Genomic DNA, 25,756 nt, shown 5'->3' on the forward strand with positions numbered 1-25,756 from the left:
CCGGACCCTATAATGACGGCCCCCAGAACCGCGCACGACATGGATCAGACCGCCCCGCCCCGCCCCGCCCTGCCCCTGCCGGAAACCCAGGCCTTCGCCGCGCCCGACATGGCCGCGGTCGACGCCCTGATCCGCCGCCGCCTGGCGTCGGACGTGGTCCTGGTCAACCAGGTGGCCGAGCACATCGTCGCCGGCGGCGGCAAGCGCCTGCGGCCGATGCTGCTCCTGCTCGCCGCCCGCGCCCTCGGCCACCAGGGCGCCGACGCGCACCAGTTGGCGGCCGTGGTCGAGTTCATCCACACCTCCACGCTGCTGCACGACGACGTGGTCGACGAATCCGACCTGCGCCGCGGCCGCAGCACCGCCAACGCGGTGTTCGGCAACGCCGCCAGCGTGCTGGTCGGCGACTTCCTGTATTCGCGCAGCTTCCAGCTGATGGTCGAGCTCGGCTCGATGCCGGTGCAGGAAATCCTGGCCGATACCACCAACCGCATCGCCGAGGGCGAGGTGCTGCAACTGCTGCACGTGCGCAACCCGGACGTGGACGAAGCCGCCTACCTGCGCGTGATCGAGCGCAAGACCGCGATCCTGTTCGCCGCCGCGACCCGCCTGGGCGCGCTGCTGGCCGGCGCCAGTGACGAGGTGCAGCAGCGCCTGCACGACTTCGGCCTCAACCTGGGCATCGCCTTCCAGATCGCCGACGACGTGCTCGACTACAGCGCCGACGAGGCCGCGCTCGGCAAGCACCTGGGTGACGACCTCGCCGAGGGCAAGATGACGCTGCCGCTGATCCACGCCATGGCGCATGCCGACGAGGCGCTGCGCGCGCGCCTGCGCGGCATCGTCGAACAGGGCGATGCCGACGCGCTGGACGAGGCGGTCGCGGCGATCCATGCCAGCGGCGGGCTGGAATACAGCATCGAGCGCGCGCGGGAATATGCCGCCCTGGCCGAGGCGGCGCTTGAGGGGCTTGAAGACAACCAGGCCGTGGCTGCCCTCCGCGGTCTGGTCCGCCACGCGGTCGACCGCGGTGCCTGATGTGGGAGCGGCTATAGCCGCGACCGGACACCCCGCATCGCGGCTATAGCCGCTCCCACACAGCGGCCGAGCCGGAACCCGCGCGCTCAGCCCGGATTCGACGAAGCAATGCCCAGCCCCTGGATCTCCGAAATCACGTCCGGATCGAAGCCACCCAGCCGCGCGAAGTCGCGGCCGCGCTCCACGTAGTCGCGGTACGGCCCGAAGCTCGGCGCGCCGGGCGACATCAGGATGACATCGCCGCTCGCCGGCCTTGAACCCGTCGCCAGCGCCGCGCGCGCCTTGCCGACGGCGTCGGCAAGGTCGGCAGCCTCGCATAGCGCAAACCCGGCCTGGGCAGCCGGCGCCGCCAGCAATTCCTGGATGCGCGGCCCGTTGCGACCCATGGTCACCACCACCGCGGGCGCGTGCGTGCGCATCTGCGCAGCGAAATCCGACCAGTCCAGTCCGCGATCGTGTCCGCCGACCAGCAGCGCCACGCGGCGATCGCGATAGACCTCCAGCGCGGCCAGGCTTGCATGCGGCGTGGTGCTGATCGAGTCGTTGACCCAGGTGCTGCCGTCGCGCACGCCAAGCACCTGCAGCCGGTGCGGCAGCGGCCGGAACGTGTGCGCCGCCGGCGCCAGCGCCACGGCGTCGTGGCCCAGGGCTTCGATCGCGGCCAGCGCCGCGCACAGGTTGCCGCGATTGTGGCGCCCCGGCAGCGGCACGTCGCGGGTGTCGAACAGCGCCTCGCCGCCGCGATGCAGGACATCGCCGCGCAAGTGCCAGCCCTCTTCGCGCCCGTACCAACGCACTTCGGTATCGGGGTGCAGCCGGGCACCCAGTGCCGCCAGCCGCGGGTCGGCGGCGTTGAGCACGGCGATCCGCGGCTTCGCGCGCGTCACCAGCGCCAGCTTGTCCTCGATGTAGCGGTCCTCGCTGCCGTGCCAGTCCAGGTGCTCAGGGAAGATATTGGTGACCACCGCCACGTCCGGGCGCACGCCGCCCGCGGCCACGTCGCCGGTCTGGTAGCTGGACAGTTCGATCGCCCAGGCGTCGGCCCGGTCGTCCAGCAGCTCCAGCAATGGCAGGCCGATGTTGCCTGCCAGCGCGGTGCGCACGCCGCCGGCGCGCAGCAGGTGGGCCAGCAGCGCGGTGGTGGTGCTCTTGCCCTTGGTACCGGTGACGCAGGCGACGCCGCGCGCGACCCCGCCCGCCTCTGCCTGTGCGCCGAACCACAGCGCGGTGCCGCCGATGAAGGCGGTGCCCGCGTGCGCGGCAACCATCGCCTCCGGGCGGTAGGGGCTGATGCCGGGTGACTTCACCACGACGTCGAAGGCCGAGAGCCGGCCGGCGCTGGCCTCGGCTTCGGCCGCCAGCAGCCCATCGCCGAGCGCGTCTGCCGACGCCGCCTCTCCAGCACCGCAGAACAGGGTCAGCGCCTGCGCGGGAAGCCCGGCCCGCAGCGCGCGGTATGCAGCGCGGCCCTCGCGCCCCCAGCCCCACAGCGCGACCCGGCGGCCCTCAAGCTGCGAAATACGCATGCAGGCGGCTCCAGACCGCGTCGGGGATGCCGTGTTCCGGATCGGGCACCAGCAGCGGCGCGATCTCCAGTTCAGCGGGATCGATCTGCGGCAGGATCTCGCGGCCGAAGCGCTGCACCACCGCGTCCTCGCGCCACTCCGGACGCGCCGCCAGTGCCGCCATCGCCGCGCGCGACTCGCGCGCCTCGCCCACGCATTCGAAGGGCTTGTGGTCGTGGAACTCCATCAGCGCGTCATAGCCCGCGATCTGCGCCGGGTCATCGAGCAGGTTGCGGCCGAGGATGCCGACCAGGCGCGGCTTGGGCATGAACGGCGCCAGCGCCAGGAACACGAAATGGCACTTCGGGCAGACCCCGCACCAGCGGCTGGTGGGACGCTCGCCAAGCAGGTGGAAGTTGCGGTTGCAGCTCGAGAACCAGGCGTCGTAGCGGTCGCTGCGCGCGAACTGGCGCGCCACCGCCAGCTCCGACAGCGGGCGCAGCAGCGAGTAGTAGCCGAGGTCGGCCGCGACGTGCCGCTTGAGGTGGCCGGCGAAGGCCTGTTCGAAGGTCCAGCCCTTCGACCACTGGTGGTTCACCTCGCCGGCGCCCTCGATCAGGCTGCCGTAGCTTGCCGAGCGCTCGTTGGAAAACACCACCTGGTCGACCCCCAGCACCACCGCGGCCAGGGCCAGGATCGCCGAGTTGATGGCGGTGACCGGGATGTGGCCGTTGTACGCACCCTGGCGGTTGTACTCGAACAGCTCGGTCGCAAGCTGGCGCTGGATGTTGAGCGTCGCAAGGCCGGTGCGCTCGGCGCAGGCGCGGATCAGCTGCGAGCCGCCGACCCAGGACACGGTCTGGTCGATGCCCGCGGCGCGCAGGGCTTCGATGGACACGAGCGAATCCTTGCCCCCGCCGATGGCCACCAGCGCGTGGCGGCGGAGCTCCAGCGCCGGCGCGCCCGCTTCGCCATCGGCGCTCCGGGCTTCGTCCGCCGCGCGCCGGGGGAAGCGGATCCGGCCATGGAGGTCGAGCCCGTTCCGGTACGCGAACTCGCCGAGGCCCTGCAGGTAGATCTCTTCCAGCAGCATCGCCGTGTCGTCATCGATCGCATAGCCATCGATGCGGATGTCCTCCGGCACCGCCGCCTTGTAATAGCTGACGCCGGCGACCAGGTGCAGCAGGCGAAGCGCCTGCGTGACCGCCTCCATCCGCGCGCCTTCGAGCCTGAACGGCGCGCCGGGCACGATCACGGTCTCCACCAGCTCCGGCCCGTCGTCGAACGCGTACACAAGCCGCGCGACGCCGGTGCCCGGATCGAAGGCGCAGTCGACGAAGCGGAAGCATGCCACCGCCTCGCGATCGAACACGATGCTCATTCCCCGCTCTCCCCGCGCACGCCTTCCAGAGGCGCGCATCCGGAAAGCACGCTCTCGCCCGGCAGCGCGCGCAGGTTGTAGGTATTGGCCATGGCCATGCCGTAGGCGCCGGCGTCGGCGACCAGCAGCACGTCGCCCGGCGCGGTGTCGCGAGGCAGCGGCCGCTGGTGGCCGAGCACGTCGCCGGATTCGCAGATCGGCCCCACGACGTCGAACGCCAGGGTGTCGTCACCCTCCGGCCGCGACAGGTTGTGGATGTCGTGCCAGGCTTCGTACAGCGCCGGCCGCATCAGCACGTTCATGCCGGCGTCGGCGCCCACGCGGCGCACGCCGCCCTTCTCCACCACCTGGGTGGCGGTCAGCAGCAGCACGCCGGATTCGGCGACCAGGAAGCGCCCCGGCTCGATCGCCAGGCGATAGCCGGGATAGGCCGCCTTCACTTCGGCCAGGCCCGCGGCCCAGGCATCGAGATCGAACGGTTCATCGTCCTCGCGGTAGGGGATCGGCAGCCCGCCGCCGATGTCGATGGTGTCGATGCTGCCGATGCGCTCGGCGATCCCGCCCAGCTCGTCGCAGACCTCGCGCCAGTGGTCGGGCGTGTCGACCCCGCTGCCCAGGTGCGCGTGCAGGCCGGTGATGCGCACGTCGATCCGGCGCGCCGCGGCGACGAAGTCCGCGACCCGGTCGACCTGCAGCCCGAACTTCGAGGCCAGCCCGCCGGTGCGCACCTTCTCGTGGTGGCCTTCGCCCCGGCCCAGGTCCACGCGCAGCCACAGCGCGCGCCCGCGGAACACCTCGGGCCGGCTGTCCAACGCCTCGATGTTGTCTAGGGTCACCGTGGCACCGCGTTCGAACGCGAGCGCGTATTCGTCCATGGGCGCGAAGCTCGGCGTGAACAGCACCCGCGCCGGATCAAGCTCCGGCAGCACCGAGAACACGTGCGCGATCTCGCCGGCAGACACGCATTCCAGGCCGAAGCCTTCCTCCACCAGCAGGCGCAGGATGGCCGGGTGCGGATTGGCCTTGATCGCATAGAAGCGGCGGTCGACCGCGGCCACCGCCGCCAGCTGGCGGGCACGGGCGCGCACGGTCCCGAGGTCGTAGGCGTAGCGCGGCGTGCCTTCGGCGGCCAGCGCCAGCAGCGCATCGCGGCGCGCATGCCACCACGGCGCCGGGCGCCGGCGCAGGCCGCCCTGGATCTCGCGCCAGCGCGGGCCGAAGACGTCGGCTTCGCGCACGGGCATCGCGCCGCTGGCGATGAGCTCTTCGTGGAGTTCCTGCATGAGTCCCTCTGCGTCGGCTTCGTCGATGACGAAGGTCAGGTTGAGATCGTTGGACGACTGCGAAATCAGGTGCACGCGTTCGCGGCCGAAGGTGGCCCAGACATCGGACAGTTTGTGCAGCAGCGAGCGCATGCCGCGCCCGACCAGGGTGATCGATGCGCAGGGTGCGATCACCTTCAGCCGGCAGCTGCGGGCAAGATCCGCGGACAGGCGCTCGAGGACGTCGGTGCTGACCAGGTTCTCGCTCGGGTCGAGCGACACGGTGACGTTGGTTTCCGACGAGCCGATCAGGTCGACCGACAGGCCGTGGCGGCGGAAGCATTCGAAGATGTCGGCCAGGAAGCCCACCTGCTGCCACATGCCGATGGTTTCCATCGACACTAGGACCACGCCGTCGCGGCGGCTGATGGCCTTGACGCCGGGCACGGTGTCGGCGCCGCCGTCGATGCGCGTGCCCGGGAGTTCCGGCCGCGCGGTGTCCAGGATCGCCATCGGCACGCCGGCATCGCGACAGGGCTTGATCGCGCGCGGATGCAGGACCTTGGCGCCGGTGGTGCAGATCTCCTGCGCCTCGGCATAGTCAAGCCGGGCCAGCAGGCGCGCGTCGGGCACTTCGCGCGGGTTGGCGCTGAACATCCCCGGCACGTCGGTCCAGATCTCGACGCGCTCGGCACCGAGCAGGGCGCCGAAACAGCCCGCCGAGGTATCGGAGCCGCCGCGGCCCAGGGTGGCCGTGCCGCCGTCTTCGTGGCGGGCGATGAAGCCCTGGGTGAGCACCATGGCGGTGGGCTGGGCGTCGAAGCGCGGCCGCCAGGAGCCCACGGCATCGTGGCGGCAGGCCACCGACAGGCGTCGCGCCCAGTCGTTCTGGTTGGGCAGCGACTCCGCCTGGAGCCAGTCGCGAGCATCGCACCAGCCGAAATCCAGGCCCTGGGCACGCAGGTAGGCCGCGCCCAGCGTGGACGACAGCAGTTCTCCCTGGGCCAGCAATTCGGCCTGCCACGCCAGCGGGCGACTGGCGGCGCGCGGCTCGGCCACCAGGGTGCGCAGGGCATCCAGCCGCGCCCCGACCGCCGCATCCGGATCAAGCCCCAGCGCCACCGCGAAGGCGCGGTGCCGTTCCACCAGGTCGTGCAGCCGCACCCGGGCGTCGACCGCGCCGTCGGCGATGGCCGTGAGCTCGTTGGTGACGCCGGACAGGGCCGAAACCACCACCAACACGCGACGGCCGTCCGCGGCGCGCGACGCGGACAGGCGGCCGATGGTGTCCCAGCGCTCGCGCTGCGACACCGAGGTCCCGCCGAACTTGAGCACGATCCAGCGGGCGGCGGATTCGGGGATGGAGGTCATGGCGGGAGGCGTGGGCACGACCTGCGATTCTAGCCGCGTGCAAGGTCCCGGCGCTTCCCGGCTCGCGTCCGGTGGTCACCCGGACCGCGCGCGCGGACCGTCCCGACGCGGCGCCGCGGCTACACTGGCGCGCCCCGCGCTGGAGCCCCCGATGACCGCCCGTCCCTATGTCCAGCTGGACGTGTTCTCCGACCGCGCCGGTGCCGGCAATCCGCTGGCCGTGATTCCCGATGCCGGCGACATGAACGACGCCACCATGCAGGCGATCGCACGCTGGACGCGGCTGCCGGAAACCACCTTCGTCTTCCCCTCGCCCACCGCCTCGGCCGACTACGCCGTGCGCATCTTCAGCCCGCGCCGCGAGGTCCCCTTCGCCGGCCATCCCAGCGTCGGCACCGCGCACGTGCTGCTGGACCGCGGCCTGGTCACGCCGCGCGACGGCATCCTGGTCCAGTCCTGCGCGGTGGGCGAACTGCCGCTGCGCGTGGATGGCGAGGGCGCTTCGCGCACCGTCGCCGTACGCACGCCGCGCGCGAGCGTGGTCGAGGTCGCCGGCGCCGACGACCCGCGCCTGCGCGATGCGCTTGCCGGCCTCGCCACGGGGGCGCTGCCGCCGGTGCTGATGGACGGCGGCCGCCGCTGGTGGCTGGCCGAGCTGCGCGACGAAGCCGAACTGCGCTCGGCGACTCCCGACTGGACCGCGATCACGGCCCTGGCCGAAGCCACCGGGACCATGGGCCTGTGCGCGTTCGCGCGCAGCGAGGACCCGGTCTACTACCTTGCCGTTCGCGCCTGGGTGGGCTCGCCGGCGCCGTTCGAGGACGCTGCATCCGGCGCGGCGAACGCGACGCTCGCCGCCTGGCTGGCCGAGCGTGACGCCCTGCCCGGCGACGACGGCTTCTACCGCATCAGCCAGGGCCGCGAAGTCGGCCACGACGCCATCATCGAACTGCGCGTGGATGCAGCCGGCGAAGTCTGGTCCGGCGGCCGCGCCCGCAGCATCGTCAGCGGCAGCATCGACTGGTAGCCCCGCCGCCCCCCTGCAGGAGCCGCGCTTGTAGGAAGCCGCGCTTGTACGGAGCCTCCTTTGTGGGAGCCGCTTTTGTGGGAGCCGCTATAGCGGCGACTTCGGCCTCGCCTCGTACACCGGTCGCCCATCGACCCAGGTCGAACGCACGGTGAGCGAATCAAGTTCGCTGCCGGCGATCGTCAGCGGGTCCTCGCCCAGCACCACGAAGTCCGCGCGCAGGCCCGGCGCCAAACGCCCGGTTTCGTCTTCGTCGAAGGCCGCCCACGCCGCGCCGGCGGTGAACCCATGCAGCGCCTCGCTCGCGGTCAACACCTGGTCCGGCAGCCACCCGCCCGGCGGCTGGCCCTGCGCGTCCTGCCGGGTCACCGCGGCCAGCAGGCCCAGGCGCGGGTCGGCGTACTCGACCGGGAAATCCGAGCCCAGCGCCAGCGGCACGCCGGCCTTTTCGAAGCTGCGCCAGGCATACGCACCCGCAAGCCGCGCCTCGCCCAGGCGCTCACCGGCCCAAGCCATGTCCGAGGTCGCGTGCGTGGGCTGCATCGATGCGACCAGGTGCAGGCCGGCGAAACGCCCGATGTCCCCCGGCGCCATCACCTGCGCGTGCTCGACGCGCCAGCGATGGTCGCCTGCCACATCGTCGCCGAGCACGCGCCCGTAGACATCCAGCACCAGGCGGTTGCCGCGGTCGCCGATGGCATGGGTGGCCACCTGCAGGCCGCAGCCGTGGGCGCGGCGCACCGCGGCCTCGAAGTCCTCTTCGCTCTGCACCAGCAGGCCGCGGTTGCCCGGATCGTCGCTGTAGTCCTCGATCAGCGCCGCGCCGCGGCTGCCAAGCGCGCCGTCGATCATCAGCTTCACGCCGCGCATTTCCAGGCGGCCGGATGCGTGGCTGTAGGCACCATCACGGCAGAGCTCGTCCACCAGGCCGCTGTCACGCTGGGCGTAGGCGCCCACGCGCAGGCTGAGCGCGCCTCGGTCGGCGAAGCGCTTCATCCGCTCGAGCCCGCCGCGGGAGGTACCCATGTCGTGCACGCCCGTCAGGCCGAGGCTTGCGACGTGGCGCAGCGCGCGCTCCAGGGCGCGGTCCTGCCACGCATCGTCCGGCGAGGGCGCCGCCGCGTAGACCAGGCGCGAGGCCGTATCAATGAACACGCCCGTGGCTTGGCCGTCTGCGCGCTGCACCAGGCCGCCCTCGGGCTGCCAGTCGCCAGACAGATCGCGCCCGGCGGCGCGCATCGCCGCGCTGTTGGCCCAGGTCGCGTGTCCGTCGATCCGCTCGAGCACGACCGGGCGCTCCGGGAAGGCGGCATCGAGCACGGCGGCCGTGGGGAAAGCGGTGTCCGGCCACAGGTTCTGGTCCCAGCCACGGCCCATCAGCCAAGCGCCTTCCGGCAGGTCCTTCGCGAAGGCCTGCAGGCGCTCCACGATCTCACCGGTGCTGCGCGCCCCGACAAGATCTGCCTGCATCAGTGCCTCGCCAAGGCCGATGAGGTGGGCATGCGCGTCGATCAGCCCAGGAATGACCGTGGCGTCGCCAGCATCGATGCGCTCGGCTTCGGGGTGGCGCGCGGCCAGCGTTTCAGCGTCGCCGACCGCGAGGATGCGGCCGTCGGCGCCCCAGACCATCGCGGTGGCCACGGGCATGTCGGCGTCGGACGTATGGATCCGCGCCGCGGTCAGGAGCTGTTCGCCATCAGCGGCAAGGACATTGCCAGCCAAGGCAAGCAGCACGCTTGCGATGGCGGGGGCGAGGATCGTGGTGGCGTTGCGGCGCATGCGGCGGGGCTCCGTGGATGGACCGCGCCGACTATGTCCGCGATCGCGCGGCGGGGCAACGTGCCGTTGCGGCCAGATGCCCGCCGCGTACCGCTGATGCTCCGGACCCTCAGGCGAGGAGTTCGGCCTCGAGCGTGATCGGCACCGCCGACAGTGCCTTGGACACCGGGCAGTTCTTCTTGGCGTCATCGGCGATGGCGCGGAACTTCGCGTCCTCGATGCCCGGCACCTTGGCCTTGGTGAACAGCCGGATCGCGCTCAGCGTCGGCCCGCCTTCCATCGACAGGTCGACCTCGGCACGCGAGTCCACCGAGTCGGCCGGATGCCCGGCTTCGGCCAGTGCGTTGGCCAGCGCCATGGTGAAACAACCGGCGTGCGCCGCGGCGATCAGCTCTTCCGGATTGGTGCCCTTCTCGTCGCCGAAGCGGCTGTTGAAGCCGTAGCGGGTGTCCTGCATCAGCCCGCTGGCGGGGGTGCTGATGCTGCCGCGGCCCGACTTGAGGTCGCCTTCCCAGTGTGCGGTGGCCTTGCGCGAGATGCCCATTGTTCGTGCTCCGTTCTTCATATGGACCCGACACGCTAGCGGCTCCATCGTTACGCCGGCGTTTGGCGGTGACGACGTTCGGCGCGCCCTGCCCAACGCGCATGCTGCGTCGCAACGCGACGCCCGCGCACGCGCCGCGCTACTGTGCCTTTCCGCCATGACCGCCCGCCGCGCGCAGGCCCGGTCGCAGGATGCGACGGACAGCCATGACGTCCTTTCCGCCCAGACAAGGGAGAAACGGACTCATGTCCCATGCAACCCGAGACATCCGCAACGTGGCCCTCGCAGGCCACCCCGGCGCCGGCAAGACCACGCTGTTCGAAGCCCTGCTGCATGCCGGCGGCGCGATCCAGGCGGCAGGCAACATCGAGCGCGGCAGCACGGTTTCCGACTTCGATCCGCTGGAACGCTCGCGCGGGCATTCCATCGATGCCGCGATCGCCGGCATCGACCATCGCGCGGCGGACGGCAACCGCGTCCACCTCAACCTGCTCGACACGCCCGGCTATCCGGATTTCCGCGGCGCCGCGTTGTCGGCGCTGTCGGCGGTGGAAACGGTCGCGGTGGTGGTCGACGCCGATACCGGGATCGGACACGGCACCCGGCGGATCATGCAGCACGCCGCGCGCCGGGGCCTGTGCCGCGCCATCGTGGTCAACCGCATCGACGCCGAGGGCGCGGACTGCGCGCGCCTGCTCGACGAGCTGCGCGAAGCGTTCGGCCCCGAAGTGCTGCCGGTCAACCTGCCGGCCGACGGCGGAACGCGGGTGGTCGACTGCTTCGACGGCGACGGCGACGGCGGCGGCGGCGACGGTGGCGACAGCGACCTCGGCCCGGTCGCCGACTGGCACCGGCTCATCCTCGACCAGGTGGTCGAGGTGGAGGAGTCGGTGATGGAGCACTACCTGGACGGCGGCGAGTCCGCGCTCGGCCGCGACGAGCTGCACGACGCCTTCGAGCAGTGCCTGCGCGAAGGCCACCTGGTGCCGGTGTGCTTCGTGTCCGCGCGCACCGGCACCGGCATGCGCGAGTTCCTCGACGTGGTCGCCCGGCTGTTCCCGCATCCCGGCGAAGCCAACCCGCCACCGTTCGAAAGCGGCAGCGGCGACGGCGCGGAGGCGGTCGCGTCGCGCCCCGATCCCGACGCGCATGTGATCGCCGATGTCTTCAAGATCATCAACGATCCCTTCGTCGGCAAGCTCGGCGTGTTCCGGGTGCACCAGGGCACGGTGAGGCGCGACCAGCAGCTGTTCGTCGACGACGCCCGCAAGCCGTTCAAGGTCGCGCACCTGTACCGGATCCACGGCAAGGAGCATCTCGAGATCGAGCAGGCGGTGGCCGGGGACATTGCCGCGGTGGCGAAGGTCGAGGAGCTGCATTTCGATGCCGTGCTGCACGACAGCCACGAGCATGACCACATCCATCTCGAGCCGATGGCCTTCCCCCGGCCGATGTTCGGCCTCGCGGTCGAGGCCGGCAGCCGCGGCCAGGAGCAGAAGCTCGCCACCGCGCTGCACAAGCTGTCGGAAGAGGATCCCTGCTTCCGGGTCGAGCACGACGCCGAGACCAACGAGACGGTGGTGCGCGGCCTCTCCGAACTGCACCTGCGCATCCAGCTCGAGCGCCTGCGCAAGCGCCACGGCGTGGACGTCTCCACGCGCCCGCCGCGCATCGCCTATCGCGAAACCGTCAGCGCCGCGGCCGAAGGCCACTACCGGCACAAGAAGCAGACTGGCGGCGCCGGCCAGTTCGGCGAGGTCATGCTGCGCGTGGAGCCGCTGCCGCGCGGCGCCGGATTCGAGTTCGTCGACGCGGTGAAGGGCGGGACCATCCCCGGCCAGTTCATCCCCGCGGTGGAGAAGGGCGTGCAGCAGGCGATGGCCGGCGGCGCCGTGGCCGGGCACCCGATCCAGGACGTACGCGTCACCGTGCACGACGGCAAGCACCACCCCGTCGACAGCAAGGAGATCGCGTTCGTGACCGCCGGGCGCAAGGCCTTCCTGGACGCGGTGGCGAAGGCCTCGCCCAGGGTGCTTGAGCCCATCGTCGACCTGGTGGTGACCTCACCCGAGGCGCACATGGGCGACATCAGCGGCGGGCTTGCCGGCCGCCGCGCGCGCATCCTCGGCACCGATGCGGCGCGCGGCGGCGACATCGTGGTCAAGGCACAGGTGCCGCTGTCGGAACTTGAGGGCTATCCTGCCGAGCTGCAGTCGGCGACCGCGGGACGGGGCCGTTACTCACTTGATTTCAGCCATTACGAGCCGGTTCCGGCGCAGCTGCAGCAGGCGCTGGCCGCTGCCTGGCATCCCGGCCAGGACGACGATTGAGCACGGGCCGGGCCCGTGCGCTGCAGGAAAGATCGGGTTTTACTGCGTTTTCCACTTGGCGTGGCCCCGGGCATGCCCTACATTGCGGTTGCCGACGGGGTCGGCCCGACTACTCCATTACCGATAAACGGAATCACAAAAACATGGCGAAGAAAGCAACCAAGGCGGTTAAGAAGGCCGCCCCGAAGAAAGTCGCTGCTGCCAAGCCGGCCGCGCCGAAGCCGATCAAGGAAGCCCTGACCAAGTCCGGCCTTGTCGCGCACATCGTCGAGGCCACCGGCCTTGCAGCCAAGGACGTCCGTGCCGTGCTGGTCTCGCTCGAAGGCGCGGTGCAGGGTTCGGTCAACAAGAAGGGCATCGGCAGCTTCACCCTGCCGGGCCTGCTGAAGATCACCTCGGTCAAGGTGCCGGCCAAGCCCAAGCGCAAGGGCATCAACCCGTTCACCAAGGAAGAGCAGTGGTTCGCTGCCAAGCCTGCCTCGGTGAAGGTCAAGGTGCGTCCGCTGAAGAAGCTGAAGGACGCCGCTGCCTGATCGCGACGCTCCAATGCTTCACCTGCTCGGGACGGCAATTGCCGTCCCGAGTCGTTTCAGAGCCACGACAACGTTTCCGCAACACGTCTCGGCGCATCCTCGTCCGTTCGCCGGCGGCATGCCGGCCCCCTCCACGCAGCACCAGGGCACACGCATGAACCTGCAAGGCTTCCTCGACCACCTCCTCAAGTCCCAGTCCGCCACCCAGGCATCGGGCGCGCAGCCAGCGGCGGGCGGCAGCCTGCTCAACGCCGATTTCGGCAAGGGCGCGATCACCGGCGGCGCGCTCGGCCTGCTGCTGGGCAAGAACAAGTCCACGCGCAAGCTCGCGACCTATGGCGGCCTGGCCGCGATCGGGGTCATGGCCTACAAGGCCTACGGCGACTACAAAACGCAGCAGGGCACCACCCAGGCCGCGCCGCCGCAGACCGTCGACCGGCTGCCGCCGCCGCAGGCTGCGTTGCACAGCGAGGCGATCCTGCGCGCACTGGTGGGCGCGGCGAAGGCCGACGGCCACATCGACGAGCGCGAGCGCGGGGTGATCGAGGGCGAGTTCGCACGCCTGAACCCGGACAGCGAAGTGCAGCAGTGGCTGCACGCCGAGCTGGCCAAGCCACTGGACCCGGCCGAGGTCGCCCGCGCAGCGACCACGCCTGAAATCGCTTCGGAGATGTACCTGGCCAGCCTGATGGCGGTCGACGAGCAGAACTTCATGGAGCGCGCCTACCTCGACGAACTCGCGCGCCAGCTCAAGCTCGACGAGGACCTGCGCCAGCGCCTGTCGAACGAGCTCCAGCGCAGCTGACGGTGCCCGCGCCCGTCCGCCTGGTTGCACGCCTGGTCGCCTGGCTGTTCGTCCTGGCGGCACTCGCTGCACTGGCGTACTGGGCCTGGGACCAGCCGTTCATGGCCAAGGCACGCGCGCAATGGGAACTCTCGCGCATGCCGCCGCCGGTTGCGGTGGCAATGCCGGTGCAGGGGGTGGAGGCCAACCGGGTTGCCGACACCTTTGGCGCACCGCGCGGGCGTGACCGCAGGCACGAGGGCGTCGATATCTTCGCGGCGCGCGGCACGGTGGTGTCGAGTTCCACGCGCGGCATCGTCACCGCGGTGCGCGAAGGCGGGCTCGGCGGCCGCCAGGTCTGGGTGACCGGCCCGGCGCGGCAGCGCCACTATTACGCGCACCTGGACGACTGGGCAGAAGGCGTCGCGGTCGGCGACGTGGTCTGGCCCGGCGATGCGCTGGGCATGGTCGGCGACACCGGCAACGCGCGCGGCACCCCGCCGCACCTGCATTACGGCATCTATGGCCAAGGCGGCGCCATCGATCCGCTGCCTCTGCTGCATGCGCACGCACGTGGCGGCATGGCACCGGACGCGGCGGTCGAGCTGCCGTGATCGACGGCTGCGCGGCACGGCGCTAGGCTTTGGCCATCGCGCGGCACGCCGCGCTCCATTGGACCGGCATGGACAAGCGCTTCTGGATCTGCGGGATCGTGGTCGGCGCGGCCGGCCTGCTGCTCGGCTTCCTGGTCCACGGACTGCTGCTGCGGCCCGGCTACCAGGCGCTCGCCCAGCTCTATCGCTCGTCGGAGCAGGCGAACGCGCAGGCCGCATGGATCATTCCCGCGTATCTGTCCCTCGGCCTGGCAATGACCTGGCTGTACCGGCGCATGCCCGCCAGCGATGGCGTCGACCTCGGCCGCGGCGCGCGCTTCGGGCTGGCGGTGGCCCTCGTCTCCTACGTGCCCTGGCATATCCTCGCCTTCGTCGGGCAACCGCTGCCGCTATCGCTGATGCTGCTCCAGGTGGCCCTGGACCTGGTTGCGATGGTGTTGCTCGGGATGCTGCTGGCGTGGCTGCAGCCGCACCGGCGGGTGCTCACCTCGCTGCCCTGAGGCGACGCTCCCGGAGCAGCAGCGGGCGCTGACGATGCGTTCATCGCCGGCGCGTATCGTCTGCCGCAGCCCCGCACACGCACACGCCGCCATGTACCCACTGCAACTGCTGTCCATTGCCGTACTGGCATTCGCCCTCGCGGGCTGCGGCGATGAGACCGTCACGCCTGCCGCGGTCACAGAGGAGGATTTCGAAGCCTTGCCAGCGCCCGCGCAGCCGGGCAGCGGTGGCGTGACCGGCATGCCCGATGCACCCGGTCCCGGCGCCGTCCCGCTTGCCGGTTCGGCCGCGCCGCTGGCCGATGTCGCCGAGCCGGGCGCAGCGTTGTTCTCGAATGGCATGGCGCTTCCCGCGCTGCCGGATGCGAATGGTGCGGGTTCCGGCCAGGAGACGCTGCCGCATTTCGCGGACGTCCGCGTGGGCCAGGGCACGCTGCCGCCGCTGGAAGACAATCCCGAGACAGGACTGGGCGCCGAGCCCCTGCCAGGCGCGGCCGCGATGCCCGCTCAGCCCTCCACCGAAGCGTCCGCGGAGCATGCGACCGCCGCGGTCCGCGCCTATTACGACGCGATCAGCGCCGGCGACTTCAATCGCGCATATGCCGCCTGGTCCGACGGTGGCCGCAGCAGCGGCCGCACGCCGGAACAGTTCGCATCGGCCTTCCAGGACACCCGCGTCATCCGCGTCTCGATCGGCACCCCGGGCCGCGTGGAGGGCGCCGCCGGCTCGCGCTACGTGGAGGTCCCGGTGACCATCACCAGCCGCGGCGCGGACGGCCGCGAGCAGCGCCAGGCCGGCAGCTTCGCCATGCGCAGCTCGGTGGTGGAAGGCGCGGTGCCGGGCTGGCACATCGTTTCGGCGGACCTGCGCGAACTGCAGCCGTGAGCCGCGCCAGGCCGGTCAACGCTTAGCCGGTCAGCGCTTTGGCTGCAGCATCGTCCCGGTGCATTCCGGCGCGCCGCAGCGGCAGCCCCAGAGCTTCTTCAGCTTCGGCGTGTGGCGTTCGTCCAGGGTGATGCCGTAGTTGTAGGTCAGCTCCTCGCCCGGCTCGATGCGTTGCAGCGCTTCGATGAACACCTTGTCCTTGTGCGGGCGACCCTTGTCGTCCTGTTCCACCAGCGCTTCGCAGTTGGGCGCGCAGCTGTGGTTGATCCAGCGCGCGACGCCGCTGTCCATGTTGCCGTCGATGACGTAGTCGTCGTTGAGCGTGAACAGAAAGGTATGGCCGTTCTCGTCGATCTCGCCGTACTCGGAATCGACCTCGTCATGGCTGCGCAGCCTGCCCTTGTAGCGGACGATGCGCTCGCCCTTCTCGATCAGCTCGGTGGCGAACACGCCGTTGCCGTGGATCTCCGATTGGCGGGCCTCGATCTTTTTGTCCTTCTTGCCGGACTTGTCCTTGCTCTTGGCCATCTGCGGCATCGTCTCGCTGGGAAACGGTCATTGTGGTGGAAGCGCGTGCGTTCTTCCATCGCACACGCGCCGCCACCCCCTGCAGGAGCAGCCACAGCTGCGATCTCGCGTGCCTCGCGCGCCGGCGGAAGCGGGTTGGACGCGACCGGCGCAAATGGTACAATTTCGGTCCTGATTAGAGGATCGCCACCCCCATGCTCCGCGTCACCCGCCTCACCGACTACGCCACCGTGGTGCTCACCGTGCTTGCCGCGGAGCCGGAGCGCGTGCTGAGCGCGGTCGAGCTGGCAGAGCGCGCGGGGCTGGAGCCGCCCACGGTCAGCAAGCTGCTCAAGCCCCTGGCACAGGCCGGGCTGCTCGAGGCCTTCCGCGGCGCACACGGCGGTTACCGGCTGTCGCGGCCGGCGTCCGAGATCAGCCTGATCGCCATCGTCGAGGCCATGGAAGGGCCGCTGGCAATGACCGAATGCAGCCTTGAAGACACCAGCTGCGGCATCGCCGATCACTGCGGCGCGCGCGCCAACTGGCGGCGCATCAACGACATCGTCGCCGACGCCCTGCGCGGCGTCAGCCTGGCGCAGATGCTCGAAGCGCCGCGCGATCCCCATCCCGGGGCCGGGCCTGGTGCGTCAAAGCGCATCCCCGCCCGCCTCGCCACCATATGAAGACCCAGGCAGCCCCCATGGCCACCCAGATCGAAGCACCCATCGAACCCATCGAACCCATCGCCAACGAGGCGATCCACGAGCAGCTCGGCCGTCGCTACGACGCCGGTTTCATCACCGACATCGAGTCCGATTCGCTGCCGCCCGGCCTGGACGAGGACACCGTCCGTGCCCTGTCCGCGATCAAGGAAGAGCCCGAGTGGATGACCGAGTGGCGCCTGGCCGCCTATCGCCACTGGCTGACCATGCCGGTGCCGCACTGGGCCAAGCTCTCGATCGCGCCCATCGACCTCCAGGCGATCAGCTACTACTCCGCGCCCAAGGGCCCGAAGTACCAGTCGCTGGATGAAGTGCCGCAGGAGCTGCTCGACACCTACGACAAGCTCGGCGTGCCGCTGCACGAGCGCGCCAGGCTTGCCGGCGTGGCCGTGGATGCGGTGTTCGACTCGGTCTCGGTCGGCACCACATTCCGCAAGGAGCTGGCCGAGAAGGGCGTGATCTTCTGCTCGATGTCCGAGGCCATCAGGGAACATCCGGAGCTGGTGAAACAGTATCTGGGCACCGTGGTGCCGGTGGGCGACAACTATTTCGCGGCGCTGAATTCGGCGGTGTTCTCGGACGGCTCGTTCGTGTTCATCCCGAAGGGCGTGCGCTGTCCGATGGAGCTCAGCACCTACTTCCGCATCAACGCCGGGCATACCGGCCAGTTCGAGCGCACGCTGATCATCGCCGAGGAAAGCTCGCACGTGTCCTACCTCGAGGGCTGCACGGCGCCGATGCGCGACGAGAACCAGCTGCATGCGGCCGTGGTCGAGCTGGTCACGCTCGATGACGCCGAGATCAAGTATTCGACCGTGCAGAACTGGTATCCGGGCGACGAGAACGGCGTCGGTGGCATCTACAACTTCGTCACCAAGCGCGCCGAGTGCCGCGGTGCGCGCAGCAAGGTCGTCTGGACCCAGGTCGAGACCGGTTCCGCGATCACCTGGAAGTACCCCAGCTGCGTGCTGCTCGGCGACGACTCGTCGGGCGAATTCCACTCGGTGGCGCTGACCCACCACCGCCAGCAGGCCGATACCGGCACCAAGATGATCCACCTCGGCAAGCGCACCAAGTCGAAGATCATCAGCAAGGGCATCAGCGCCGGCCGCGGCCAGAACACCTACCGCGGGCTGGTGAAGATCGGCTCGAAGGCGGAAGGCGCGCGCAACTACACGCAGTGCGACAGCCTGCTGATCGGCAAGGAATGCGGCGCCCACACCTTCCCCTATATCGAGGTGAAGAATCCCAGCGCCACCGTCGAGCACGAGGCCACCACGTCCAAGATCAGCGACGACCAGATGTTCTATTGCCGCAGCCGCGGGCTGGGCGAGGAGGACGCGGTCAGCCTGATCGTGGACGGCTTCTGCAAGCAGGTCTTCCGCGAGCTGCCGATGGAGTTCGCGGTGGAGGCGAAGAAGCTGCTGGAAGTGAGCCTGGAAGGCTCGGTGGGCTGAGGTCGCCCGGATCGCGCCCCGGTAACGGAGGTCAGGGTCGCAGCTATAGCTGCTCCTACAGACGCTTCCCCGAAATTCTGAAGGGCTGGCCCGCAGGCCGGCTGTTCCCACACACAAGAGACCGACATGCTGAAGATCGAGAACCTCCACGCCACCGTTGCCGGCGATCGCGAAATCCTCAAGGGCCTGAGCCTTGAGGTGAAGCCGGGCGAGGTGCACGCCATCATGGGCCCCAATGGCGCGGGCAAATCCACGCTGGGCAACATCGTCGCCGGTCGGGACGGTTACGACGTCACCGCGGGCACGGTGGAGTTCGAGGGCGCCGACCTGCTGGCGCTGGACCCGGAGGAGCGCGCCGCTGCCGGCGTCTTCCTCGCGTTCCAGTACCCGGTCGAGATCCCGGGCGTGAACAACACCTACTTCCTGCGCAGCGCGCTCAACGCGCAGCGCAAGGCGCGCGGCGAGTCCGAACTCGACTCGATGCAGTTCCTGAAGCTGGTGCGCGAGAAGCTCGGCGTCCTGCACCTGGATGACAAGCTGCTGCACCGCGGCGTCAACGAGGGCTTCAGCGGCGGCGAGAAGAAGCGCAACGAGATTTTCCAGATGGCGGTGCTTGAGCCGAAGCTCGCGATCCTGGACGAGACCGACTCCGGCCTCGATATCGACGCCCTGCGCCAGGTCGCCGACGGCGTCAACACGCTGCGTTCGCCCGACCGCGCCTTCCTGGTGATCACCCACTACCAGCGCCTGCTCGACTACATCAAGCCTGATTACGTGCACGTGCTGGCCGATGGCCGCATCGTCGAGTCCGGGGGGCCCGAGCTTGCGCTGCAGCTCGAGGCCCAGGGCTACGAGTGGCTGCGCGAGCGCAAGGTGCCGGAGGCGGTGGCGTAATGACCGCACTGCTCGACTCCCTCTCGACCGGCTTCAGCGGCAGCGGCGCACGCCGCGCCGCGCTTGATGCCGCGCTGCGCGACGGCCTGCCGCACGCGCGCAGCGAGGCCTGGAAATACACCTCACTGCGCGCGCTGGAGCGTCGCGGTTTCTCGCCGGCGCCCTTGCCGCATGCGGACGTGGATCCGGCACTCCTCGCCGACATCCCGGCACCGCGCCTGGTCTTCGCCAACGGCCGCTTCAATGCTGCGCTGTCCGACGCGTCCGGCCTGCCCGAGGGCGCCCGCCTGCTGTCGATGGCCGAGGCCCTGGCCGATCCCGATCCACGCGAAAGCAATGTGCTGGCCCGTAGCTACGAGCGCGCCGACGAGGTCTTCGCGCGCCTCAACGCCGCGCTTGCCGACGACGGCGCCGTGCTGCGCGTGGCCGAAGGCGTGGCGGTGGACGTGCCGGTGCACCTGGTGTTCCTGGGACTGCCGGCTGAAGGCGACCTCGCCTGGCACGCACGCCACCTGATCGAACTGCGCCGCGGCGCCTCGGCCACGGTGATCGAGCATCACATTGCCGGCGGCGACCACGCCCACCTCGGCAACGCCATCGCCCACGTGCATCTCGCCGCCGGCGCCGTGCTGCGCCACGCGCGCATCCAGGACGAGTCCAACCGCGCCACGCTGTTCACCCGCACCGACGCCGTGCTTGCCCGCGACGCCAGCTATCGGCGCCTGGACCTGGAGCTGGGCGGCGCGCTGTCGCGCCACGAGCTCAACGTACGCCTGGAGGGCGACAACGCCGAGCTGATCGCCAACGGCGTGCTGCTGGCCGCCGGCCGCCGCCACCTCGATACGCGCCTGGGCATCGAGCACATCGCCCGCGACACCCGCTGCGAACTGCTCTGGCGCGGCATGGCCGCCGGTCGCGGCCGCGCCGTGTTCCACGGCGGCATCGAGATCCGCGAGGGCGCCGATGGCACCGACGCGCAGCTGTCGAACAAGAACCTGCTGCTGTCCGACACCGCCGAGATCGACACCCAGCCGGTGCTGGTGATCCACGCCGACGAAGTCACTGCGGCGCACGGCGCCACCGTCGGCCAGCTCGACGACGCCGCGATCTTCTACCTGCGATCACGCGGGCTGCCGGAAGCGGAGGCGCGGGCGTTGATGACCGCGGCGTTCGTGCGTGAGCCGCTGCTGGCGGTGGTGGAGACGCCGGCGCACCGGGAATTGCTGCAGGCGAGGCTGGACCGGGCGGTCGAAGCGCAGGTACTCGTGTGATGGCTGATTGGGCCGCGGTGCGGAGGGACTTTCCGCTGCTGGCGCGCGAGGTCCACGGCAAGCCGCTGGTCTACTTCGACTCCGCCAACACCGGGCAGAAGCCGGCCGTGGTGATCGATGCCGTCGACGATTTCTATCGCCGCCACAACGCCAACGTCAGCCGCGCCGTCCACCAGCTCGGCAGCGAGGCCACCGAGGCCTTCGAGGCCTCGCGCGGCAAGCTGGCGCGCTTCATCAAGGTGCGGCCGGACGAACTGGTGCTCACCAGCGGCACCACCTTCGCGATCAACCTGGTGGCCTACTCCTGGGCGCTGCCGCGCCTTGGCCCCGGCGACGTGATCCTGCTCACGCGCATGGAGCACCACGCCAACATCGTCCCCTGGCAGCTGGTCGCCCAGCGCACCGGCGCGCGCATCGAGGTCGTCGACCTGCTGCCCGACGGCAGCCTCGACATGGACATGCTGCGCGCGAAGATGACCGGCGAGGTGAAGCTGCTCGCCGTCGCCCACGTCAGCAACGTGCTCGGCACCGTCAACCCGGTGGCCGACATCTGCCGCGAGGCGCGCCGCCGCGGCATCGTCACCGTGGTCGACGGCTCGCAGGCGCTGCCGCACCGCCCCGTTGACGTCACCGCCATCGGCTGCGACTTCTACGCGCTCACCGGGCACAAGATGTGCGCGCCCACGGGCACCGGCGCGCTGTGGGCGCGGCGCGAGCACCTCGAATCGATGCCGCCCTTCATCGGCGGCGGCGAGATGATCAAGGAGGTGCGGCTGGACGGCGGCACCGTGTTCAACGACCCGCCTCGCAAGTTCGAGGCCGGCACGCCGAACATCGCCGGCTTCGTCGGCATGGGCGCCGCGGTCGACTACCTGTCGGCGCTGGGCATGGATCGCGTGGAGGCCCGGGAGCAGGCGCTGCTGGCGCACCTCGACGAAGAATTCGCGAAGGTCGAGGGCCTGCGCGTCTTCGGCACCGCGCCGGGCAAGGCCGCGGTGGTCTCGTTCGCGATCGACGGCGTGCACTCGCACGACCTCGCCACCCTGCTCGACCTCGAGGGCATGGCCGTGCGCTCCGGCCAGCACTGCGCGCACCCGCTGCTGGAGTGGCTGGGCGTCACCGCCACCTGCCGCGCCTCGCTGGCGTTCTACAACACCCATGACGAGATCGACGCCTTCATCGCCGCGCTGCGCAAGGTCCGCAAGCTGCTGGCGTGACGCGAGCGCGAACAGGCAAAATCACGCCATGGATGAACTCCGCTTCCGCGCGGCGACGGACGCCGACATCGATGCCATCGTGCGCCTGGTCACCCGCGCCTACCGCGGCGAGGCCAGCCGCGCCGGCTGGACCACCGAGGCTGACTTCCTCGATGGCGAACGCATCGACCCCGACGTGGTGCGCGCCGACATCCGGCAACCGCGCAGCCGCGTGCTGCTGGCCCTGCGCGACGGCGCGCCGCTCGCCTGCGCGCACGTCGCCGACGCAGGCGGCGTCGGCTACTTCGGCATGTTCGCCGTGGAGCCGACCCTGCAGGGCGGCGGTCTCGGGCGCGCGGTGGTCGTCGAATGCGAGCGCATCGCGCGCGGGGAATGGAGCCTGCCGCGCATGCGGATGACGGTGATCGACCTGCGCGACGAGCTGATCGCCTGGTACGAGCGCCTGGGCTACCGCCGCACCGGCGAATACAGGCCCTTTCCCTACGGTGATACCCGCTTCGGCGTTCCCCGTCGCGACGACCTCAGGTTCGAGGTTCTGGAGAAGATGCTGTGAGCCAAGCCTGGACCTTCGTCTGCCCCGGCGCCGAGCTGCTGCCGGGCGAAATGAAGACCGTGTTCGACGAGGTCAGCGGGGCACCGATCCTGGTGCTCAACCTCGACGGCGAGATCTATGCGCTGGAGGACGTCTGCAGCCACGAGGACTTCGAACTCTCCGCCGGGACCTTCGAACCGGCTGACGGCACGATCGAGTGCGTGCTGCACGGGGCGAAGTTCGATGTCCGCGACGGCCGTGCGCTGTGCGCGCCTGCATACGAGCCCGTGGCGAAGTTCCCGGTCAAGCGGGAGGCGGATGGCGGGGTGTGGACGAGGGACGACCGGGACTGAGCCCCTGATGCACCTCGTCGGGACCCGCGGGGATCCGGTGTGGGAGCTGGGGTGAATGATTCCCCGTTGCGGTTGCTAATGGTTCTCATTACCATGGCGTTCCGCTGAATGCGTGCGGACGGCCCCCGGGTTGCCGCGCACGCCTTCCCCGTCAAGCCGCCGCCAGACGTGGACCCCCACTGATTTCCGGAGCTCGCCCGTCCATGTCCACCCTCGCCGCCCGCCTGAGCGTGCGCCGCGCGCCCGTGCGCACCGCCCTGTTTTCCGCAATCACCGTCCTGCTGCCGCTGTCGCCTGCCTTTGCGCAGGACGCGACGCCTGACGGCGGCGACGCCACCACCTTCGACACCCTGGTGGTGACCGCCGCCGGCTTCGAGCAGAAGCTCACCGACGCGCCGGCCAGCATCAGCGTGATCACCCGCGAGGACCTGGCCACGCGCCCCTACGTGACCCTGACCGACGCCGTGCGCGACCTCGAGGGCGTCGACGTCGGCGAGACCTCGGACAAGACCGGGCAGAAGACCGTCAGCATGCGCGGCATGGGTCCGGAATACACGCTGATCCTCATCGACGGCAAGCGCCAGAACAACCACGGCGACATCTACCCCAACAACTTCGGCGGCAACCAGTTCAACCACGTGCCGCCGCTGGACATGATCGAGCGCATCGAAGTGATCCGCGGGCCGGCGTCCACGCTGTATGGCGCCGACGCGCTGGGTGGCGTGATCAACATCATCACCCGCAAGGTCGGTGACCGCTGGATGGGTTCGGCCACCGTGTCGCACAACCTGCAGGAAAACGACGACTTCGGCAGCGACAGCACCTTCGACTTCGCGGTGATGGGCCCGCTGATCGAGGACACGCTGGGCCTGGGCGTGCGCGGCTCGTGGTACGACCGCAATTCGTCCACGCCAGAGTACGAAGTCATCACCGCGCCCGACGGCACGGAGTTCGAGCGTTCGCTGGGCTTCGGCGGCGGCGGCAAGACCGTCGACAACACCAACAAGAGCGCCGGCGTGACCCTGAGCTGGACGCCCGGCGAGTTCCAGAGCGTGGTGTTCGAATACGACAAATCCGAGCAGGTGTACGACAACACGCCGTACATCAACAACCTCGGTACCGAGACCTATCCGCTGGGCACGGTGGACGGGCTGGGCGGCATCTGGCGCGCCCCGCCGCGCGTCGGCTACGCCGCCGACCAGGAGTTCACCCGCGACCAGTGGTCCGTGACCCACCAGGGGCAGTGGGATTTCGGCAACAGCTTCCTGTCGCTGTCGCATATCGACACCGCCAACCACGGCCGCACCCTGCCCTTCACCGTCGCCGAGCGCCTGCTGCACGAGGACATCTACTGCGACAACGCCGCCGTCTGCGAAACCGGTCCCTACGCCGGCATGGGCCGCGAAGAGCGCCAGCAACTGGCGGTCGAAGCCTTCCTGCCGCGCCCCAAGCGCACCATGGAAAGCCGCCAGTACACGCTCGACGGCAAGCTCGACTTCGCGCTGGGCGCGAACCACCACGTGATCGTGGGCGGCCAGGTCGTCGACGGCGAGCTCGAGGACGGCGTGTTCGGCATGGAAGGCGGCGGTGACGGCGCCGGTACCGTGCAGGAGCACAAGATGTGGTCGGTGTTCGCCGAGGACAACTGGAATCCCGTCGACGCGCTGACCATCACCGTCGGCCTGCGCCACGATGACCACAACATGTTCGGCAGCCGCCTCAGCCCGCGCGCGTACGCGGTCTGGGACCTGGCCCCGGCCTGGACCCTGAAAGGCGGCGTCAGCACCGGCTACAAGACGCCCAAGACCACCGACCTGTACGACGGCATCATCGGCTTCGGCGGCCAGGGCACGTCGCCCTTCGTCGGCAATCCGGACCTCGAGCCCGAAACCAGCGTCAACACCGAAGTCGCGCTGTACTGGACCGCGCCCGAGGGCGGGCACAACTTCAACGTCACCATTTTCCGCAACGATTTCGACGACAAGATCGCCCGCGGCGAGACCAGCCAGAGCTGCGAGGAGACCGGCGGCGTCCGCCCCTGCGCAAACCTCGGCGACTTCGCGCTGCTCGGCTACACGACGTACGCGCAGAACATCAACATCGACGAGGTGCGCATCCAGGGTGCCGAAGTCGCCGGTCGCTGGGGCATCAGCGAGGCCTGGTCGCTGCGCGCCAACTACACCTTCACCGACAGCGAGCAGCTGAGCGGCGAGGACAAGGGCCTGCCGCTGACCAACACCGCGAAGCACATGGTCAACGCCAGCCTGAATTGGCAGGCGACCGACGACTTCAGCATGCAGCTGCTGTCCGAAACCCGCTCCAAGCGCTACCGCGACGTGATCGACGGCGTCCGCCACGACTACGAGGACTACACCGTCCTCCATCTCGGCGCGCAGTACCGTTTCAGCGAGAACGTCCGCCTCAACGCGCGCATCAACAATCTGCTCGACGAGGACTTCACCAGCTTCCGCACCGTCTGGACGCAGGATCCGACCGGCGCCTATGAGCCCACCTACTACGACGACTACAACAACAAGGACAAGTCGCGGAACCTGTGGCTCAGCCTGAACGTGCAGTTCTGACCCGCGACGCCGGCCCGACGTGACCCGACCCTCCGCACCTTCCGGCAACGCCGCGGCCCAGCGCCGCGGCTTCTGGCTGCGCACGCTGCACCAGTGGCACTGGATCAGCTCGGCGGTGTGCCTGGTCGGCATGCTGCTGTTCGCGGTCACCGGCATCACGCTCAACCACGCCGCGAAGATCGAGGGCAGCCCGGAGGTCGACAACCGCCAGCTTGAGTTGCCCGCGGCGCTGCTGCCGCAGCTCGACGCCCACGCCGAAGGCAACGCGCCGCTGCCGCGAGAGCTCGAGCGCTGGCTGCGCGACGAACTCGGCGCACCCACCGGCGGCCGCGAGGCCGAATGGTCGGAGGACGAGGTCTACCTGTCGATGCCCGGCCCCGGCCGCGATGCCTGGCTTGCCATCGACAAGGCCAGCGGTGCGGTCGAGTACGAACGCACCGACCGCGGCTGGGTCTCCTACCTCAACGACCTGCACAAGGGCCGCAATTCCGGGCCGGCGTGGGGCTGGTTCATCGATATCTTCGCCATCGCCTGCATCGTGTTCACGCTGACCGGGCTGTTCCTTCTGCAGATGCACGCGCGCCAGCGCCCCTCCACCTGGCCCTGGGTGGGGCTGGGCCTGGTGGTGCCGGTGCTGCTCGCCCTGCTGTTCATCCATTGATCC

Annotated in this window: 23 protein-coding genes; 17 read left to right on the top strand and 6 right to left on the bottom strand. The window is 70.0% G+C overall.

The genetic code is table 11. The annotated features are described in order from the left end of the window. The first annotated feature begins 39 nt into the window (after positions 1–39). Complete coding sequence (locus ACW7GZ_RS01590; RefSeq protein ID WP_457001484.1) at positions 40–1,038, top strand: polyprenyl synthetase family protein; 999 nt, start codon at positions 40–42, stop codon at positions 1,036–1,038. An 86-nt stretch (positions 1,039–1,124) separates the two neighbouring features. Here the strand turns inward: ACW7GZ_RS01590 and murD are convergent, their stop codons facing one another. Genes murD through ACW7GZ_RS01605 form a run of 3 tightly spaced genes read right to left on the bottom strand, consistent with a single transcriptional unit; the run spans position 1,125 to position 6,557 of the window. Beyond that, on the bottom strand, positions 1,125–2,564 hold the full coding sequence (gene murD / locus ACW7GZ_RS01595; protein ID WP_457007474.1) for a UDP-N-acetylmuramoyl-L-alanine--D-glutamate ligase: 1,440 nt from the start codon (positions 2,562–2,564) through the stop codon (positions 1,125–1,127). Then, positions 2,545–3,924 (bottom strand): UDP-N-acetyl-alpha-D-muramoyl-L-alanyl-L-glutamate epimerase, encoded by a 1,380-nt coding sequence (gene murL, locus ACW7GZ_RS01600; RefSeq protein ID WP_457007476.1) that lies wholly within the window; start codon positions 3,922–3,924, stop codon positions 2,545–2,547. Before murL ends, murD begins: the two co-directional genes overlap by 20 nt. Next, the gene (locus ACW7GZ_RS01605) at positions 3,921–6,557 is read right to left on the bottom strand and encodes a bifunctional aspartate kinase/diaminopimelate decarboxylase (RefSeq protein WP_457007957.1); all 2,637 of its coding nucleotides are present in this window, start codon (positions 6,555–6,557) and stop codon (positions 3,921–3,923) included. Before ACW7GZ_RS01605 ends, murL begins: the two co-directional genes overlap by 4 nt. Positions 6,558–6,708: 151 nt before the next feature. Between ACW7GZ_RS01605 and ACW7GZ_RS01610 the strand changes: the two genes are divergently transcribed. Then, entirely contained in the window at positions 6,709–7,584 is an 876-nt protein-coding gene (locus ACW7GZ_RS01610) for a PhzF family phenazine biosynthesis protein (RefSeq protein WP_457001476.1), read from the top strand. Positions 7,585–7,671: 87 nt separating this feature from the next. Here the strand turns inward: ACW7GZ_RS01610 and ACW7GZ_RS01615 are convergent, their stop codons facing one another. Both ACW7GZ_RS01615 and ACW7GZ_RS01620 read right to left on the bottom strand, forming a co-directional pair. Then, on the bottom strand, positions 7,672–9,363 hold the full coding sequence (locus tag ACW7GZ_RS01615; protein ID WP_457007478.1) for an amidohydrolase: 1,692 nt from the start codon (positions 9,361–9,363) through the stop codon (positions 7,672–7,674). 109 nt (positions 9,364–9,472) lie between these two features. Next, positions 9,473–9,907, bottom strand: coding sequence for an OsmC family protein (locus tag ACW7GZ_RS01620; protein WP_457001472.1), 435 nt, complete (start codon positions 9,905–9,907; stop codon positions 9,473–9,475). Positions 9,908–10,152: 245 nt separating this feature from the next. On the opposite strand from ACW7GZ_RS01620, the gene fusA reads away from it, so the two are divergent. From fusA to ACW7GZ_RS01650, 6 genes are all read left to right on the top strand, one after another. After that, complete coding sequence (gene fusA, locus ACW7GZ_RS01625) at positions 10,153–12,237, top strand: elongation factor G (RefSeq protein ID WP_457007480.1); 2,085 nt, start codon at positions 10,153–10,155, stop codon at positions 12,235–12,237. A gap of 143 nt (positions 12,238–12,380) precedes the next feature. Further along, the gene (locus ACW7GZ_RS01630) at positions 12,381–12,770 is read left to right on the top strand and encodes an HU family DNA-binding protein (protein WP_457001468.1); all 390 of its coding nucleotides are present in this window, start codon (positions 12,381–12,383) and stop codon (positions 12,768–12,770) included. A gap of 154 nt (positions 12,771–12,924) precedes the next feature. Beyond that, a complete protein-coding gene (locus tag ACW7GZ_RS01635) occupies positions 12,925–13,575 on the top strand; it encodes a tellurite resistance TerB family protein (RefSeq protein WP_457001466.1) in 651 nt (216 codons plus the stop codon). Then, on the top strand, positions 13,572–14,168 hold the full coding sequence (locus tag ACW7GZ_RS01640; RefSeq protein ID WP_457007959.1) for a M23 family metallopeptidase: 597 nt from the start codon (positions 13,572–13,574) through the stop codon (positions 14,166–14,168). The genes ACW7GZ_RS01635 and ACW7GZ_RS01640 overlap by 4 nt, the downstream gene beginning before the upstream one ends. A gap of 68 nt (positions 14,169–14,236) precedes the next feature. Then, complete coding sequence (locus ACW7GZ_RS01645; RefSeq protein WP_457007482.1) at positions 14,237–14,668, top strand: hypothetical protein; 432 nt, start codon at positions 14,237–14,239, stop codon at positions 14,666–14,668. A gap of 91 nt (positions 14,669–14,759) precedes the next feature. After that, a complete protein-coding gene (locus ACW7GZ_RS01650; protein ID WP_457007484.1) occupies positions 14,760–15,554 on the top strand; it encodes a hypothetical protein in 795 nt (264 codons plus the stop codon). Positions 15,555–15,584: 30 nt separating this feature from the next. Here the strand turns inward: ACW7GZ_RS01650 and ACW7GZ_RS01655 are convergent, their stop codons facing one another. Then, positions 15,585–16,082: an SET domain-containing protein gene (locus ACW7GZ_RS01655; protein ID WP_457007486.1), complete on the bottom strand. Its 498-nt coding sequence runs from the start codon at positions 16,080–16,082 to the stop codon at positions 15,585–15,587. A 194-nt stretch (positions 16,083–16,276) separates the two neighbouring features. Here ACW7GZ_RS01655 and ACW7GZ_RS01660 point away from each other — a divergent pair, with 194 nt between their 5' ends. The 9 genes from ACW7GZ_RS01660 to ACW7GZ_RS01700 all read left to right on the top strand — a co-directional run bounded on the left by ACW7GZ_RS01660 (position 16,277) and on the right by ACW7GZ_RS01700 (position 25,753). After that, complete coding sequence (locus ACW7GZ_RS01660; RefSeq protein WP_457001458.1) at positions 16,277–16,747, top strand: SUF system Fe-S cluster assembly regulator; 471 nt, start codon at positions 16,277–16,279, stop codon at positions 16,745–16,747. Between the two features lie 17 nt (positions 16,748–16,764). Further along, positions 16,765–18,243 carry a Fe-S cluster assembly protein SufB gene (gene sufB / locus ACW7GZ_RS01665; protein ID WP_457001456.1) on the top strand — a complete coding sequence of 493 codons (1,479 nt, stop codon included), beginning with the start codon at positions 16,765–16,767 and terminating at the stop codon, positions 18,241–18,243. Positions 18,244–18,369: 126 nt separating this feature from the next. Next, positions 18,370–19,137 carry a Fe-S cluster assembly ATPase SufC gene (gene sufC / locus ACW7GZ_RS01670; RefSeq protein ID WP_457001454.1) on the top strand — a complete coding sequence of 256 codons (768 nt, stop codon included), beginning with the start codon at positions 18,370–18,372 and terminating at the stop codon, positions 19,135–19,137. Continuing rightward, entirely contained in the window at positions 19,137–20,408 is a 1,272-nt protein-coding gene (gene sufD / locus ACW7GZ_RS01675; protein WP_457007488.1) for a Fe-S cluster assembly protein SufD, read from the top strand. Before sufC ends, sufD begins: the two co-directional genes overlap by 1 nt. Further along, the gene (locus ACW7GZ_RS01680; protein WP_457007490.1) at positions 20,408–21,625 is read left to right on the top strand and encodes a cysteine desulfurase; all 1,218 of its coding nucleotides are present in this window, start codon (positions 20,408–20,410) and stop codon (positions 21,623–21,625) included. The genes sufD and ACW7GZ_RS01680 overlap by 1 nt, the downstream gene beginning before the upstream one ends. A 28-nt stretch (positions 21,626–21,653) precedes the next feature. Next, the gene (locus ACW7GZ_RS01685; protein ID WP_457007492.1) at positions 21,654–22,178 is read left to right on the top strand and encodes a GNAT family N-acetyltransferase; all 525 of its coding nucleotides are present in this window, start codon (positions 21,654–21,656) and stop codon (positions 22,176–22,178) included. Further along, positions 22,175–22,510 carry a non-heme iron oxygenase ferredoxin subunit gene (locus ACW7GZ_RS01690; protein WP_457001446.1) on the top strand — a complete coding sequence of 112 codons (336 nt, stop codon included), beginning with the start codon at positions 22,175–22,177 and terminating at the stop codon, positions 22,508–22,510. The genes ACW7GZ_RS01685 and ACW7GZ_RS01690 overlap by 4 nt, the downstream gene beginning before the upstream one ends. Before the next feature lie 203 nt (positions 22,511–22,713). Further along, the gene (locus ACW7GZ_RS01695; RefSeq protein WP_457007494.1) at positions 22,714–25,092 is read left to right on the top strand and encodes a TonB-dependent receptor domain-containing protein; all 2,379 of its coding nucleotides are present in this window, start codon (positions 22,714–22,716) and stop codon (positions 25,090–25,092) included. Between the two features lie 19 nt (positions 25,093–25,111). Beyond that, on the top strand, positions 25,112–25,753 hold the full coding sequence (locus ACW7GZ_RS01700) for a PepSY-associated TM helix domain-containing protein (RefSeq protein WP_457001443.1): 642 nt from the start codon (positions 25,112–25,114) through the stop codon (positions 25,751–25,753). Positions 25,754–25,756 lie beyond the last annotated feature (3 nt).

The sequence above is a fragment of the Luteimonas sp. A537 genome, assembly GCF_054052065.1.